12 protein-coding genes and 2 tRNA genes are annotated in these 15,214 nt (G+C 48.7%); 6 read left to right on the forward strand and 8 right to left on the reverse strand.

Translation table 11 applies throughout. The features are described from left to right. The first annotated feature begins 46 nt into the window (after window positions 1–46). From BLP53_RS04005 to BLP53_RS13915, 6 genes are all read left to right on the forward strand, one after another. Complete coding sequence (locus BLP53_RS04005) at window positions 47–1,693, forward strand: peptide-binding protein (protein WP_091470536.1); 1,647 nt, start codon at window positions 47–49, stop codon at window positions 1,691–1,693. 2 nt (window positions 1,694–1,695) lie between these two features. After that, window positions 1,696–2,721 (forward strand): ABC transporter permease, encoded by a 1,026-nt coding sequence (locus tag BLP53_RS04010; RefSeq protein WP_091470538.1) that lies wholly within the window; start codon window positions 1,696–1,698, stop codon window positions 2,719–2,721. 13 nt (window positions 2,722–2,734) lie between these two features. Further along, a complete protein-coding gene (locus tag BLP53_RS04015) occupies window positions 2,735–3,559 on the forward strand; it encodes an ABC transporter permease (RefSeq protein WP_091470541.1) in 825 nt (274 codons plus the stop codon). Between the two features lie 37 nt (window positions 3,560–3,596). Beyond that, complete coding sequence (locus BLP53_RS04020) at window positions 3,597–4,382, forward strand: enoyl-ACP reductase FabI (RefSeq protein ID WP_091470544.1); 786 nt, start codon at window positions 3,597–3,599, stop codon at window positions 4,380–4,382. 87 nt (window positions 4,383–4,469) lie between these two features. Next, window positions 4,470–5,483: an acyltransferase family protein gene (locus BLP53_RS04025; protein ID WP_091470546.1), complete on the forward strand. Its 1,014-nt coding sequence runs from the start codon at window positions 4,470–4,472 to the stop codon at window positions 5,481–5,483. 68 nt (window positions 5,484–5,551) lie between these two features. Continuing rightward, window positions 5,552–5,782, forward strand: coding sequence for a DUF1294 domain-containing protein (locus BLP53_RS13915; protein WP_091470549.1), 231 nt, complete (start codon window positions 5,552–5,554; stop codon window positions 5,780–5,782). A gap of 172 nt (window positions 5,783–5,954) precedes the next feature. Here BLP53_RS13915 and BLP53_RS04035 read toward each other — a convergent pair whose 3' ends face one another. The 8 genes from BLP53_RS04035 to clpP form a co-directional block, all read right to left on the reverse strand. Then, on the reverse strand, window positions 5,955–7,853 hold the full coding sequence (locus BLP53_RS04035; protein WP_091470551.1) for a SurA N-terminal domain-containing protein: 1,899 nt from the start codon (window positions 7,851–7,853) through the stop codon (window positions 5,955–5,957). Window positions 7,854–8,133: 280 nt separating this feature from the next. Further along, window positions 8,134–9,477 carry an NADP-specific glutamate dehydrogenase gene (gdhA, locus tag BLP53_RS04040; protein WP_091470553.1) on the reverse strand — a complete coding sequence of 448 codons (1,344 nt, stop codon included), beginning with the start codon at window positions 9,475–9,477 and terminating at the stop codon, window positions 8,134–8,136. A 428-nt stretch (window positions 9,478–9,905) separates the two neighbouring features. Further along, window positions 9,906–9,982: transfer RNA gene (locus BLP53_RS04045), tRNA-Asp, on the reverse strand. Window positions 9,983–10,148: 166 nt separating this feature from the next. Beyond that, window positions 10,149–10,224 (reverse strand) — tRNA-Val (locus BLP53_RS04050). A gap of 64 nt (window positions 10,225–10,288) precedes the next feature. Continuing rightward, window positions 10,289–10,561, reverse strand: a complete 273-nt coding sequence (locus tag BLP53_RS04055) for an HU family DNA-binding protein (RefSeq protein ID WP_091470555.1) — start codon at window positions 10,559–10,561, stop codon at window positions 10,289–10,291. A 120-nt stretch (window positions 10,562–10,681) separates the two neighbouring features. Further along, window positions 10,682–13,114 carry an endopeptidase La gene (gene lon / locus BLP53_RS04060; RefSeq protein WP_091470558.1) on the reverse strand — a complete coding sequence of 811 codons (2,433 nt, stop codon included), beginning with the start codon at window positions 13,112–13,114 and terminating at the stop codon, window positions 10,682–10,684. 133 nt (window positions 13,115–13,247) lie between these two features. Next, window positions 13,248–14,537 (reverse strand): ATP-dependent Clp protease ATP-binding subunit ClpX, encoded by a 1,290-nt coding sequence (gene clpX, locus BLP53_RS04065; RefSeq protein WP_091470561.1) that lies wholly within the window; start codon window positions 14,535–14,537, stop codon window positions 13,248–13,250. Window positions 14,538–14,565: 28 nt separating this feature from the next. After that, complete coding sequence (clpP, locus tag BLP53_RS04070) at window positions 14,566–15,213, reverse strand: ATP-dependent Clp endopeptidase proteolytic subunit ClpP (RefSeq protein WP_091470564.1); 648 nt, start codon at window positions 15,211–15,213, stop codon at window positions 14,566–14,568. Window position 15,214 lies beyond the last annotated feature (1 nt).

Genomic DNA, 15,214 nt, shown 5'->3' on the forward strand with positions numbered 1-15,214 from the left:
GAAGGACAGTGAGATTCTCCTTTTTGCAAAGAACAAGAAACTGCCCATGGTTCAGCGTCATTTCCTGATTCTCTTCCTGTCTAGCCTGCTTGGCGCTTGTGGCTCGGAGAACCCCGAGCAAAAAACATCATTACTTAACGCACCTTATCCTACACAAACAGGTGGTACCTTGATGGGTGCCATGCCATCAGATCCCAGCAGCCTGATTTTTATGGTTGCAGGCGAGTCTGCATCCAGCGCTATCACCGCTAATTTATTCAACAGCCTGCTGACTTATGACCAGAATCTGGATTTAGCCGGTGAACTGGCGGAATCCTGGCAAGTATCGCCGGATCAGAAAACACTGACCTTTCATTTAAAACCGGGCCTGGTATGGGCGGATGGCCATCCATTGACCAGCGAAGATGTGTTCTTTACCTGGCAGGCCATCATTGATGAAAAAACCCGCAGCCCTTATGCGTCGGATTATCAACTGGTCACCAAAGCCGAGACACCGGACAAACTTACCTTTGTGGTGCATTATGATGAGGCTTTTTCACCCTCACTGGATAGCTGGGCTGGACTGCAGATATTGCCTAAACATAAACTGGCCGGACAGGATTTACACACCACTAGTTTTGCGCAAAAACCTTTGGGTAGTCATTACTATCAGTTAAAGGAATGGCGCCATGGGGAATATATCAAGCTGGAAAAAAATCCTAAATCGGTATTAGGACCAGCAAATATTGATCATTTAGTTGAGCGTATCATACCCGACCCTGGCGCACAGTTCCTGGAACTGATGGCGGACAATATTGACAGCCTGAGTATGGACCCGATTACCTACGCACGCATCATCCCCTCAAGGCCAGAGTTGCAAGCATGGCTGAATCAATATGAATCATTAGGCAACAGTTATACCTACCTGGGTTTTAACCTGAAACGCCAGCCATTCAAGGACATCCGCATCCGTAAAGCGATCAATCTGGCGATTGATAAGCAGGAAATCATAGATGGTGTCTACCTGGGTCTGGGTGAACAGATAGCCTCGCCTTACAAGCCTGGCACGCGCTGGAGCAATCCGGAATTAAAGCCCTATCCGTTTGACCCGCAGCAAGCGCGCAGCCTGCTTGCCGAAGCTGGCTACAAGGATAGTGACGGCGACGGCATTTTGGAAAAAGATGGCAAAAAACTTTCTTTTGAAGTACTGACTAACCATGGCAACAAAGAGCGCGAAAAGACCGCCGTGATTATCCAGAGACGCCTGAAAGAAGTCGGTATTGAGATTCGTATCCGCACCATTGAATGGGCCAGCTTTATTACACGCTTTATTAAAACCGGTGACTTTGATGCCGTCGTGCTTGGCTGGCAGCTAGGACTCGAGCCGGACCAGTTCGGGATCTGGCATTCCAGCCAGCAAAAACCTGGGCAGTTCAACTTTATTGGCTACAATAATCCAAAAGTGGACCAGTTACTGGAACGAGGCCGCCGTGAATTTGACCCGGACAAGCGCATGCACATTTATCACCAGTTTGCCGAAGTATTATATGAAGATAGCCCGATTGTTTACTTGTCAGCTGGCTACAACCTGACCGCCATCCACAAGCGTGTCAGAGGCATTATGGATCCGGTACCGCCTGCAGGTGTTGGTTACGACTCGCAAAAATGGTATCTGCCGATGCCGCTCAGGCGCACACAGATTCAGGCGGAATAAGCATGTTACGTTACCTGATCAAACGGCTATTCTGGATGGTCCCGATGCTGATCGGCATCAGCCTGATTTCATTCTTTATCATGCACCTGGCGCCTGGCGATATCACCAGTACTGAAGCCACTTTTGATCCCAAATCCTCTGAAGAATCCAGGCAGAAACTACGCGAACTTTACCATTTGGATAAGCCGGTCATTGTGCAATACGGTTTATGGGTAGAGCGTATGGTACACCTGGACTTTGGCCATTCATTTGCCAGCCACCAGAAACCGGTGTTCTGGGCCGAAAAAGATAAAGATGGCAATGTGACGCCGGGCATGATACAAGAAGCCTTGCCCATTACTTTAATGATGAATATCGCAGGTTTGGTGCTCACATTGACACTGGGAGTACCCTTAGGTGTATGGGCGGCTAAACGCTACGCCCAATGGCCGGACCGCACCATTACGCTATTCAATTTTATCGGCTTCTCTATTCCTGGCTTCTGGTTATCGCTATTACTGATGTACTGGCTGGGTGTGATCCATCCCTGGTTCCCCATTTCCGGGTTGCATAGCCTGAATTACGAGCAGCTGAACGCCTGGCAAAAATGCCAGGACTTATTCATGCATTTGTTTCTACCGGTAGTGATCCCTTCCATTACCGGGCTGGCGGGCATCACTCTTTTTATCAAAAATGGAATGCTGGATGTATTGAGCCAGGACTACGTCACCACTGCACGAGCCAAAGGCTTGAGTGACCGTGCCGTCACATACCGGCATGCCTTGCGCAATGCCCTGCTACCACTGATTACCATAGTCGGTTTATCCTTACCCGGCCTGATTGGCGGCTCGGTCATTGCAGAAACCATTTTTGCCATTCCTGGCATGGGCAAGCTGTTTTACGAAGCAGTCATGATGCGTGACTTCCCTGTCGTGATGGGTATCTTGACCATAGGCTCTGCACTAACGCTGCTCGGCAACTTACTGGCAGATCTCGCTTATGCCTGGGCAGATCCGCGTTTACGTAAAGGCGTGATGCCTGACCGCTAACTGGATATTGACCATGAAAAAGATACTGCAGAATCCATTGGCCTTGACCGGTTTGTGCCTGATCATTGTGATCCTGGCCCTGGCATTGCTCGCACCCTGGCTGGCACCGTATGACCCGGATGCCATCCATGTCAAGCAAATCCTGCTGGCGCCTTCCACCCAGCACTGGATGGGCACCGATGGTTTGGGCCGCGATGTATGGAGCCGCATGCTATATGGTGGCCGTGTGTCATTGCTGGTCGGCCTGGTGGCCGTGGGCATTTCCACCCTGACTGGTGTGGTTCTGGGAGCACTGGCGGGCTATTATCGTGGCTGGGTAGATACCTTCATTATGCGCCTGGTAGACATTATGCTGTCCATTCCCAGCTTTTTCCTGATTCTGGCTGTCATTGCATTTTTAAGCCCCTCCATTACCAATGTCATGATCGTCATCGGACTGACTTCATGGATGGGCATCACTCGCCTGGTACGCGCAGAATTCCTGAGCATCACCCAGCGTGAATTTGTCATGGCTTCCACTGCGCTGGGCGCACAAGACTGGCGCGTGATTTTTAAACACTGCCTGCCCAACAGTCTGACGCCTGTCATTGTCAGCGTAGTACTGGGGATTGCCAGTGCCGTGTTACTGGAATCCGGCCTCAGCTTCCTCGGTCTGGGTGTACAGGCGCCACAAGCTTCCTGGGGCAATATCCTTACCGATGGCAAAGAGTATATCCAGTTCGCCTGGTGGCTCTCGCTCTACCCCGGACTTGCCATCTTAATCACCGTGTTAGGGTATAATCTGCTTGGCGAAGGTCTGCGTGACGTGTTCGACCCGCGTTCCAACAACGCACGCTGATTCAATCAAATGAACTAACAACCAAACAGGAACAAGCATGGCATTTCTTGCTGGAAAAAAAATTCTGATTGCCGGTTTGCTCAGCAACCGTTCAATCGCTTATGGCATTGCAGCCGCAATGAAACGTGAAGGTGCCGAACTGGCTTTCACTTACCAAGTCGACAAACACGAAAAGCGTGTACGTGACCTGGCGGCTGATTTTGACTCAACCATCGTGTTACCCTGTGACGTGGCCGAAGATGCGCAAATCGATAACCTGTTTGTGGAACTGGCCAACGTATGGGATGGCCTGGATGGCCTGGTACACTCTATCGCTTTCGTGCCTAAAGTCGCACTGGATGGCGACTACCTGGACAACATTGACCGCGAATACTTCCGTATCGCGCACGATATCAGTTCCTACAGTTTTTCTGCCATGGCCAAAGCGGCTTACCCCATGATGCAAGGCCGCAATGGCAGCCTGCTGACCATCAGCTATCTGGGCGCAGAGCGCACCATGCCTAACTACAACGTCATGGGCGTGGCAAAAGCCAGCCTGGAAGCCAACGTACGCTACCTGGCACAAAGCCTGGGACCTCGTGGCATCCGTGTCAATGCAGTCTCTGCCGGCCCGATCAAGACGCTGGCAGCCTCCGGTATTGCCGATTTTGACAAAATGATCGGTTTCAACGAAAAACATGCGGCCCTGCGCCGCAACGTCACGATTGAAGAAGTCGGCAACGTGGCGGCCTTCCTAGCCAGCGACCTGGCCTCAGGCGTGACCGGTGAAATCACTTATGTCGATGGCGGCATGAACATCACCGCAGCTGGCCAAATCGACTAAATCAACACAGCCAGCAACGCAAAAACGCCTGCACCTTCAAAGTCAGGCGTTTTTTATTACAACGGGTAGCCCTAACAAGAGAACTGCATGAGAGACGACAGGATAGATATCCTCAGGTTTATCGGCCTGGCTATGATTATTCTTGCGCATGTAGATCCACCCGCCCTTCTCTTCCAACTTAGGAACTTTGATGTCCCGTTGATGATAGTGGTTTCGGCGATGTCATTTCGCGTGAGCTACCAGAAGCGCGAGTCATACCTCACTTACTTCTGGAAAAGATTCAAACGGCTGGTGTTGCCTGTATGGTTCTTTCTAACGGTTTACTTCCTTGCGCTATTCGCCATAGATCCGGAAAACACAGACCTGAATGCGCATACCATACTGACCTCTTATACCTTACTCGAGGGGATAGGTTACGTCTGGATTATCAGGGTATTTTTACTGGTCGCCATTGTTTCTCCGTTACTCTTTCACTGGCATCAGAACATAGCGGATAACTGCAAATACTATGGCGTACTTACAGTCTCTTTTATCGCCTATGAGGGATTGCGTTATTTTGCATTACCCTATATTCAGGCTGGCAGCGGAGAGTTAATTGCATCCGCTCTACTCTATCTCATTCCATATAGCCTGATATTTGCGATAGGTTTGCGCATGGCACAAGCAAAGGAAAAGCAATTACATGTCATGGCTTTAACCAGCGCAGGCATTTTCGTATTGGCCGGATTAATACTACTTCTCAGCCATGGCGGATGGCTTCCCACACAAGCACTTAAATATCCGCCTTCGATCTATTATCTTTCGTATGCCGTATTGATTTCAAGCCTGCTATGGATGAGCAGCGACTTCCTTAACCGGTTTCTTACAAGCACCAAAGTCAAGCCTCTGGTAATGTTTATTGCAGCCAATTCCATCTGGATTTACTTGTGGCATATTCCTGTGATTAAGGCGGTGCACACGCACTTCCTGCTTAAATATCTCATCGCTTTTACGGTAGCCGTTTCTGTCACTTATGTTCAGGTCAGGGCTGTCAGCTATTTGCTTAAGCATATCCATCATGCTGAATTGAGAAAAAATATCAAAATGATTTTCACAGGCTAGTGCCTCTCTCCTGCGGCTTCCGCCGGTTGACAGCCGGTTTATTTCCCCCACTTGGAATCAGTCCAACCATGTTTTCCTTGCTGTTTACTGCTGTGTTTATTATTGCTCTGGCTATCTCAATACTGACTGGGAAATTACCACTGATAATTTTATGGCTATATCTGGTAACGGGTAGTCTCACCTTCATTATTTACGCGTCGGACAAATCAGCTGCCACGCGCAAGCAAAGACGCATCCCTGAAAAGATGCTACACCTATTGGCACTTATCGGTGGCTGGCCAGGAGCGGTAATGGCGTAAATGCTGTTTCGTCATAAATCAAAAAATCGCCCTTTTCAGATAGTCTTTTGGATAACCATTATGTTGAACTGCACTCTGCTTGGTTGGCTAATTTTCTTTGATAGTGTTTATTAAGGCGCAAAATGCAAAAAAGAGGGCAATGCCCTCCTTTTCTTACTTCAGCCAACGGGCTCTATTCGTTACCCTTGGATAACAGCACTTTCGCATTAAACTGAATATTCTTCTTGGCCTTGAGTGAAGCCACATAGGCATGTGACATTTCAGCCCCAAGTGCAGCTTCATAGGCCTTGTAAGCCTTGTCTGCCACTTCTGGCGTATCTTTCAGCTTCTGGTTAACACTGATTACTTTAATCACGGTATAACCTTTGTTCGCTTCATTAAAACCATAATACGCTGGCAAGGTATGGGTATTTACCTTGAAGACATTCCTCATCACGCCATCCGTTAAGCCCTGCGCATTTCTACGGTCAATCGTCACTGGTGGAATCCAGTCAGCATTCACCTGTTTGCCAGCTTTCAAGTCGGCCAGCATCGCTTCGCCTTTTTGCTGTGCCAGCTTGCCTGCAGCCTCCAGTTTCAGTAATGACTCAATGCCGCCTTTGACCTCGTCAAAATTGCGCGGTGCTTCTGGCGTATATTCAACTACACGCGCAGCAACCAGGTTATTTGGTGATACTTCTACGGCTTCGGTGTTTCGTTTTTCTTTCAAGACCTCATCCGAAAACACCAGGGTTGCCAGACGGTCACTCTTGAAGAATTTGGCAATTTCATCTTTGCTCATCGCTGGGGAAGTTTGCAACTGCACATTAAACTTCTTGGCAACCGGCTCCAGGCTGCCTGACTGTTCATATACCGTATTGCCAAAATCGTCTGCCATTTCAGCATATTTGGCCTGGGCTTTCTGGAACAGCAACTCTGCCTTTATTTTGAGTTTCGCTGAATCAAAGTCTGAAGATTCGCCGGTAATACCGGTCAACTTGATAATGTGGTAACCGAATTCGGATTCCACCAGATCGCTGATATCGCCAACCTTCATGGAAAATACAGCGTCTTCAAAGGGTTTTACCATCGCACCGCGACCGAAGCTGCCAAGGTCACCACCTTTGCTGGCAGAGCCAGTATCTTGCGAATTCTCAATGGCGAACTTCTCAAAGCTTTGCGGATGGGCTTTGACTTGCTTCAGGATAGCTTCTGCTTTTTCTTTGGCAGCTGCTTTTTCCTGGGCACTGGCATTACTGTTGAAACCGATCAGGATATGGCTGGCCTGGCGTTGCTCATTCCCCTGATATTTTGCAGCATTCGCCTCGTACTCCTGCTTGACTTCCTCGTCACTTACGCTGACCTGGCCTACCAGGCCGGCAGCAGATAATAAAGCAAATTGTATTTTGGCTTTGGCAGGTGCGATAAATTTGGTTTTATGCTGGTTGTAATACGCTTGCACCTGCTCAGGTGTCACCGTCACTTGGCTTAAAAAGTCGTTCACTTTGACATCCGCTACGCTTACTTCACGCTGCTCGAATTCAGACATCAATGATTGTTCAGCAACGCTCTTGGGCATAAATACCAGGTTAGACAAGCCATCACGTACTTGCTGTACAGTTAAATCCTTACGTACCCCCTGCTCAAACTTGGCAGGGGTCAGCTTATTCTGGGATAACAACTGATTGTAAGTGTCTTCAGAAAACTTACCATTACTCTGGAATTCAGGCATGTCCACGATATGCTGGCTCAATTGCTCGTCACTGATTCTGAAACGGTAATCCTGGATCGCTCCTTCCACCAGGCGACGGGTAATAATGCCATCCAGTATGGATTGCTTGAATGCCGGGCTTTCCAGCAGCGCCGTGTCTACTTTCTCGCCTTGAGACTGCATGTAGTTACGCGCATTTTCTACCGCATTGGAATATTCCTGCAGTGAGATTTTGTGGCCATCAATTTTGGCAACGGCGACTTGCCCGCCCGCCTGGTTAAGATAAGAGTCAATACCAAACAAGGCAAACGGCACCACAATCAGTGCCAGAATGATTTTTGCCATCCATCCTTGTGTATGTTTTCTGAGTGCTTCCAACATTTTTTAATTTCCATTACCTGATTTTTTATAACAGCAAACTATACCATAAACCCGCCAGAATCGCCGGATTCCTGCTGCTCAACCCGGCTCAATTTGTATCGTAATCCGCATGCAATGCGTATCACTTGGACGGCTATATTTCCTAATCACGCCTGCGGGGAACGGTATAACTGACAGAGGCATGCATATAAAAAATCCCTGCCACATGACAGGGATTTTTACTTGCAACTGAATGACTGGCGACAGAGAAATCGGAACAGTTTCCCTGTCGCAATAAGGATTAAACAACCCCTTGTGCCAGCATGGCGTCTGCCACCTTAACAAAACCCGCAATGTTGGCGCCATCCACATAATTGACTGTACCATCGGCACGGGTACCGTAACGTGTACATGCCTCATGAATACTCTTCATGATAGAGAACAGGTGCACATCTACTTCTTCGCGTGACCACGACATGCGGATAGCATTCTGGCTCATTTCCAGGCCAGAAGTAGCTACACCACCTGCATTAGTCGCCTTGCCGGGTGCGTACAGCGTACGGTGCTGGTCAAACAATTTCATGGCTTCAGCAGTACAAGGCATATTGGCACCTTCTGCCACGCAGATAACACCGTTGGCGATCAATGTCGTGGCATCCTTGCCATCCAGTTCATTCTGGGTCGCACATGGCAGTGCGATATCCACGGGCACATTCCATGGCTTTTCACCAGCAACGAATCGTACACCGGTTTGTTCGGCATAGTCGCGAATGCGGCCATATTTTTTATTCTTGATATCCATCAGGATAGCCAGTTTTTCCGGCGTAAATCCCTCTTCATCAATCACGATGCCACTGGAGTCGGAAGCTGTCATGACTTTTGCCCCCAAGGCCATGCATTTTTCAATCGCATATTGTGCAACATTGCCTGATCCGGACACAGCCACTCTCAATCCGGCAATGTTACGTCCGCTGTGGCGCAGCATCTCTTCGGCAAAGTAAACCGTTCCGTAACCGGTAGCCTCAGGACGGATCAGCGAACCGCCATAGCTCAACCCTTTGCCAGTAAATACGCAGTCGGCACGATTGGTGAGTTTTTTAAGCATACCCACCATATAGCCGATTTCCCTTGCACCCACACCAATATCTCCTGCCGGCACATCCGTATCCGAACCCACATGGCGGAATAGCTCACTGACAAACGCCTGGCAGAAACGCATGATCTCGCCATTGCTCTTGCCTTTGGGATCAAAATCAGAGCCGCCTTTACCCCCGCCCATTGGTAATGTGGTCAACGCATTTTTAAATGTCTGTTCAAACGCCAGGAACTTCAAAATAGACAGGTTCACCGAGGGATGAAAACGCAAACCGCCCTTGTAAGGACCAATAGCGCTGTTATGCTGGATACGATAACCACGGTTCACTTGCACTTCGCCCTTATCGTCCACCCAGGAAACACGGAAAATAATGGCGCGCTCCGGTTCTACCAGGCGGTCCAGTACGCCGTGCTCAGCATACCGTGGATTCTGGCTGATAAATGGCCACAGGCTTTCGACAACTTCAGTCACTGCCTGCAGGTATTCTGGCTGCCTTGGATTTTGTTCCGCCACCAATGCAAGGAAATCATGTACCGATTGATACTTCATCTTTATCTACTCTCTAACAAAACGACCTAAAGTGGTGCATTTTCTCTCATTAATTCTAAAATTGCACCAATATTGTGCAAATTATTGAAAATCCGCAAATGAATGGCCATTGCTCGCCAGGAACACTAAGAAACAACTCATGTAGTTGCTGATTGTGCCAATCAAGCACTACCCGTTGTTCATTCCACGCGTGTCACCTAAATGCCACAGCTGCCCGTAACAAGTCATAGTGAGTTACGAACAACAAGCGTTGCCACGGGCTATGGATGAAGCAGATTTGCATAGTTGTATCGAAAGCGCTGGAAAAATCATTCCAGGGATGCCAGGTAAGGGATCCAATTCTAACGTTTGGGATTTGATTGCTATTTACATAAGGTGGATTAAGGATACGTAAAAAGAAAAAGCCCTGAAAAATCAGGGCTTTTATTTGGCGGAGCGGACGGGACTCGAACCCGCGACCCCCGGCGTGACAGGCCGGTATTCTAACCAACTGAACTACCGCTCCCGGTAATCGTTAAGCTGAAATTATAACATTGTTTTTTATAAAATCAACAACTATTTTTTCAAATAGTTTCTGCACTTAGTTACACTTATTAAAGTAATTTCTTAAGTACAGAGTCACTCAAAAAATTAAGAGCGCCAACTTCGCACTCTTAATTTATTAAACTTCTTGGTGGGTGCTAACGGGGTCGAACCGCTGACATTCGCCTTGTAAGGGCGACGCTCTACCAACTGAGCTAAGCACCCGTAACAGCCACTGGGTGGTGCTACTGCTGGTTGAGCAACTTAAAGGCTGCTCAACCAAAGAGCGCTAGTTTACAGCATCTTTCAGACCTTTACCAGCCCTAAATTTAGGAGATTTAGCAGCTTTGATATTAATCGTTGCACCGGTACGAGGGTTACGGCCGGAACGAGCAGAGCGTTCACCTACGTAGAATGTACCAAAACCAATCAAGGTCACCATATCACCTTTTTTCAACGCACCAGAAATTGCTTCAGTTGTGGCATCCAGAGCACGAGCGGCAGCCGCTTTAGAAATACCGGCAGCATTTGCAATATGATCTATCAATTCTGATTTATTCACGAGTTTCCCCTAATATCTAGTTAAAAAGACAGGTACATCCTGTATTGCCTTTATATCAAGCCGCAAAACGAGCTGTCAAGCGCTAATCCGGCCTTTTGACAATAATTCGCATCAATTTTACTAATGCGTCACAGCCTGCTCGGGATTTGCACCGCCGGCAGCCACAATTTCGACTGCTTCCGCATTCACGGAAAGTGGTTGAGGTGCGCTTTCAAGGGCCAGATCCAGCACTTGATCAATCCATTTTACAGGGTGGATTTCCAGATCTTTTTTGATATTCGCAGGAATTTCTACCAGATCTTTCTCATTCGCAGATGGAATCAATACCGTTTTGATGCCGCCACGGTGTGCTGCCAGTAACTTCTCTTTCAACCCGCCGATAGGAAGCACCTCCCCGCGTAAAGTGATTTCACCCGTCATGGCCACATCGGCGCGTGCCGGAATGCCTGTCAGCACTGAAACAAGCGCCGTCGTTAAGGCAATCCCTGCACTTGGGCCATCTTTAGGCGTCGCACCCTCTGGCAAGTGAATATGAATGTCTTTTTTCTCATAAAAGTCAGGACTGATGCCCAAGCCTTCGGCGCGGCTGCGTACCACACTCATCGCGGCTGCCACAGACTCCTGCATGACATCGCCCAGTTTACCGGTGGTAATGGTTTTCCCTTTACCCAGCAAAGTCACCGCTTCAATGGTCAGCAACTCACCGCCAACAGAGGTCCAGGCCAGGCCAGTCACCTGCCCTACCTGGTTTTCTTTGGCAGCAACCCCGAAGTCATAACGTTTAACCCCCAGATATTGTTCAAGATTCTTGCTGGTCACGTTGATTTTCTTGATGACCTTGTTTTTGCCTTTGGCCAACAGCTGCTCTTTCACTGCTTTACGGCAGATTTTAGCGATTTCCTGTTCCAGTCGGCGTACGCCGGCTTCCCGCGTGTAATAACGCACGATATCGCGTAATACACTTTCTGCCACAGAGATTTCCGTCGACTTCAATGCGTGAGCCTTCAACTGCTTGGGTAACAGGTAACGCTGGGCGATGTTGATTTTTTCGTCTTCGGTATATCCGGACAAGCGAATAATCTCCATACGATCCAGCAATGGCTCTGGAATATTCATGCTGTTAGCCGTCGCCACAAACATGACATCACTCAGGTCGTAATCGACTTCCACATAGTGATCGGCAAATGTATGGTTTTGCTCAGGGTCAAGCACTTCCAGCAATGCAGAGGAAGGATCACCACGCATGTCCTGCCCCATCTTGTCGACTTCATCAAGCAGGAACAGAGGATTTTTTACACCCGCTTTGGTCATGCTTTGCAGTACTTTGCCTGGCATAGAGCCGATATAAGTGCGGCGGTGACCGCGAATTTCTGCTTCATCCCGCACACCTCCCAGGGCCATGCGGACAAATTTACGGTTGACGGCTTTGGCAATACTCTGCCCCAGCGAAGTTTTACCCACTCCTGGAGGTCCTACCAGGCACAAAATAGGTGCTTTGAGCTTGCCTACGCGCTGCTGTACAGCCAGGTATTCGACAATCCGCTCTTTCACCTTATCCAGGCCATAATGATCTGCATCCAGCACCGCTTCGGCCACTTTCAGATCTTTGCTGATCTTGGTTTTTTTCTTCCAGGGCAAGTTAAGCAGGGTATCGATGTAATTACGCACCACAGAGGCTTCAGCGGACATCGGTGACATCAATTTGAGTTTCTTGAACTCCGCAGTCACTTTAGCCAAGGCCTCTTTTGGCATGGCCGCATTTTTAATGCGTTGCTCCAACTCGTCCATCTCGGCATTTTCATCCTGCTCGCCGAGCTCTTTCTGAATGGCTTTTACTTGTTCGTTCAGATAGTACTCACGCTGGCTTTTCTCCATCTGGCGTTTGACGCGGCCACGGATACGTTTTTCGACCTGCAGAATATCGATTTCTGACTCCATCAGGTAAAGCAGATGCTCCAGGCGTTCAATCACGCTGAGCATCTCCAGCACTTTTTGCTTTTCTTCCAGCTTGAGTGTCAGATGGGCAGAGATAGTGTCTGCCAGGCGGCCAGGTTCATTAATGGTCGCGAGGGAGGTCAGGATTTCCGGCGGGATTTTCTTATTCAGTTTGACGTACTGGTCAAACTGCGTCATGACTGTACGCATCAGGGCTTCCGCCTCTTTGTCGTCCTGATCCATTTGCTCGACTTCTTCACCCAATGCCATGAAGCACTCATCCGTTTCGGTGAAATCAGTCACACGAACACGATGCAAGCCTTCCACCAGCACTTTTACAGTGCCATCCGGCAGCTTGAGCATTTGCAATACGGTCGCCAGAGTCCCGATTTCATACAGGTCTTCGGCAGCAGGATCATCTTTATTGGCAGACTTCTGGGCAACCAGCAAAATCTTCTTATCGCCCTCTGAAGCGCGCTCCAGTGCCTTTACTGATTTGGTGCGCCCGACAAACAGCGGAATGACCAAATGAGGATAAACCACAACGTCACGCAATGGTAACAAAGGAATTAAAGCGGTTTCCGGTGTCTCGGCTTCAAACAAAGTGTGTTCAGTCATAGCTTCTTTCAAAAAGTGTCAAAGGCAGATGCCTTTGCATTTAGATGGGAACTTACTTTGAAAATTCAAGAGAAAAACCATCTACTAGCATAGATGGTATCTTGCAATAGCCGTGCGGCTATTGCAAGCAGGATTAGCTGGCGTTTTCAACGCGTTTTTGTGCATCCTGATAAATCAGGATAGGTTCGGAGGTATGTTCGATCACACCTGCATCGACAATCACTTTGGATAGGTCTTTCAATGATGGCAACTCATACATGAGATCCAGCAATGAGTGCTCCATAATGGAACGCAAGCCACGAGCACCTGTTTTACGCTCAAGTGCCTTTTTGGCAATCAAACGTAATGCAGATTCTTCAAATTCCAGCTCTACGCCTTCCATCTTGAACAGTTTCATGTATTGCTTGGTCAACGCATTTTTTGGCTCAACCAGGATTGTCATCAGGGCTGCCTCGTCGAGAGACTCCAGTGTGGCAACGACTGGCAAACGGCCAATAAACTCAGGAATCAGGCCAAACTTGATCAGGTCTTCAGGCTCGACTTCACGCAGTACTTCACCGACAGCGCGTACATCTTCCTTGCTTTTCACCTGGGCGCCAAAACCAATGCCGCCTTTTTCGGAGCGATGGCGAATGACTTTTTCCAGGCCATCGAACGCACCACCGCATATAAACAGGATGTTAGTTGTATCCAGTTGCACAAACTCCTGGTTAGGATGTTTGCGCCCGCCTTGTGGTGGCACGGAAGCAATCGTCCCTTCAATCAGTTTCAGCAAGGCCTGCTGCACGCCCTCACCGGAAACATCACGGGTGATGGAAGGGTTGTCGGATTTTCGGGAAATCTTGTCGACTTCGTCGATATAGACAATGCCGCGCTGGGCCTTTTCCACGTCGTAATCACACTTTTGCAGCAATTTCTGCATGATGTTTTCCACGTCTTCACCGACATACCCTGCCTCGGTCAATGTGGTAGCATCCGCCATCACAAAAGGTACATCAAGCAAGCGCGCCAATGTTTGCGCCAGCAAGGTTTTGCCGGAGCCGGTTGGTCCAATCAGCAGAATATTGCTTTTCTGAACCTCAACATCGTCTTTCGCCGCCTGGCCACCCTCGGAAAGTGGATTGTAACCCAACCGTTTGTAATGGTTGTACACCGCGACTGACAGGTTTTTTTTCGCCTGTATCTGGCCAATGACGTACTGATCCAGAATAGAGCAGATTTCCTGCGGCGTTGGCAGCTTTTTATCTGCGGACTTGATTTCGTTCAGGCTCTGGATTTCTTCACGAATAATGTCGTTACACAAGTCGACACACTCATCGCAAATAAATACGGAAGGGCCTGCAATCAGTTTTTTCACTTCATGCTGGCTTTTGCCGCAAAATGAGCAATATAAAAGTTTTTCGCTATCAGATTTATTTGCCATGCTTTTCCCCCTGCTGGTGATTCACTGATTAGACAGCAGTCCGTGCGGCAATGACCTGGTCTACCAAGCCGTAGGCTTTAGCAGCGTCAGCGCTCATAAAATTATCACGATCTGTATCGTTGGCAATGGTTTCGATATCTTGACCAGTATGGTGAGCCATAATGCCATTCAGTTTGTCTTTTAAGTACAGAATTTCCTTGGCGTGAATCTCGATATCAGAAGCCTGGCCCTGGAAGCCACCCAGTGGCTGATGGATCATGACACGGGAGTTAGGCAGGCAGAAACGCTTGCCTTTGGCACCTGCGGTGAGCAGGAATGCGCCCATGCTGGCGGCCTGGCCAATACATAAAGTACTGACATCCGGCTTGATGAATTGCATGGTATCGTAAATCGACATGCCTGCAGTCACCGAGCCACCTGGTGAGTTGATGTACAAGGAGATATCCTTATCCGGATTCTCGGCTTCCAGGAACAGAAGCTGCGCCACGACGAGGTTGGCTGTCATATCATTAACCGGGCCAACCAGGAAAATGACGCGCTCTTTCAATAAGCGCGAATAGATGTCATATGAACGCTCGCCGCGGCCACTTTGCTCAATGACCATGGGGATATACCCCAGTCCTTGCGGCTCCATTCGTTGTTGCATCATGCCTTCGCTTGCGTTCATATAATTCATG

The organism is Methylophilus rhizosphaerae (assembly GCF_900100975.1).
Taxonomy (GTDB): domain Bacteria; phylum Pseudomonadota; class Gammaproteobacteria; order Burkholderiales; family Methylophilaceae; genus Methylophilus; species Methylophilus rhizosphaerae.

Coding starts and splice junctions, on each gene's coding strand:
- BLP53_RS04005 (WP_091470536.1), top strand. CDS start 47: ATGGTTCAGCGTCATTTCCTGATTCTCTTCCTGTCTAGCCTGCTTGGC.
- BLP53_RS04010 (WP_091470538.1), top strand. CDS start 1,696: ATGTTACGTTACCTGATCAAACGGCTATTCTGGATGGTCCCGATGCTG.
- BLP53_RS04015 (WP_091470541.1), top strand. CDS start 2,735: ATGAAAAAGATACTGCAGAATCCATTGGCCTTGACCGGTTTGTGCCTG.
- BLP53_RS04020 (WP_091470544.1), top strand. CDS start 3,597: ATGGCATTTCTTGCTGGAAAAAAAATTCTGATTGCCGGTTTGCTCAGC.
- BLP53_RS04025 (WP_091470546.1), top strand. CDS start 4,470: ATGAGAGACGACAGGATAGATATCCTCAGGTTTATCGGCCTGGCTATG.
- BLP53_RS13915 (WP_091470549.1), top strand. CDS start 5,552: ATGTTTTCCTTGCTGTTTACTGCTGTGTTTATTATTGCTCTGGCTATC.
- BLP53_RS04035 (WP_091470551.1), bottom strand. CDS start 7,853: ATGTTGGAAGCACTCAGAAAACATACACAAGGATGGATGGCAAAAATC.
- gdhA (WP_091470553.1), bottom strand. CDS start 9,477: ATGAAGTATCAATCGGTACATGATTTCCTTGCATTGGTGGCGGAACAA.
- lon (WP_091470558.1), bottom strand. CDS start 13,114: ATGACTGAACACACTTTGTTTGAAGCCGAGACACCGGAAACCGCTTTA.
- clpX (WP_091470561.1), bottom strand. CDS start 14,537: ATGGCAAATAAATCTGATAGCGAAAAACTTTTATATTGCTCATTTTGC.
- clpP (WP_091470564.1), bottom strand. CDS start 15,213: ATGAATTATATGAACGCAAGCGAAGGCATGATGCAACAACGAATGGAG.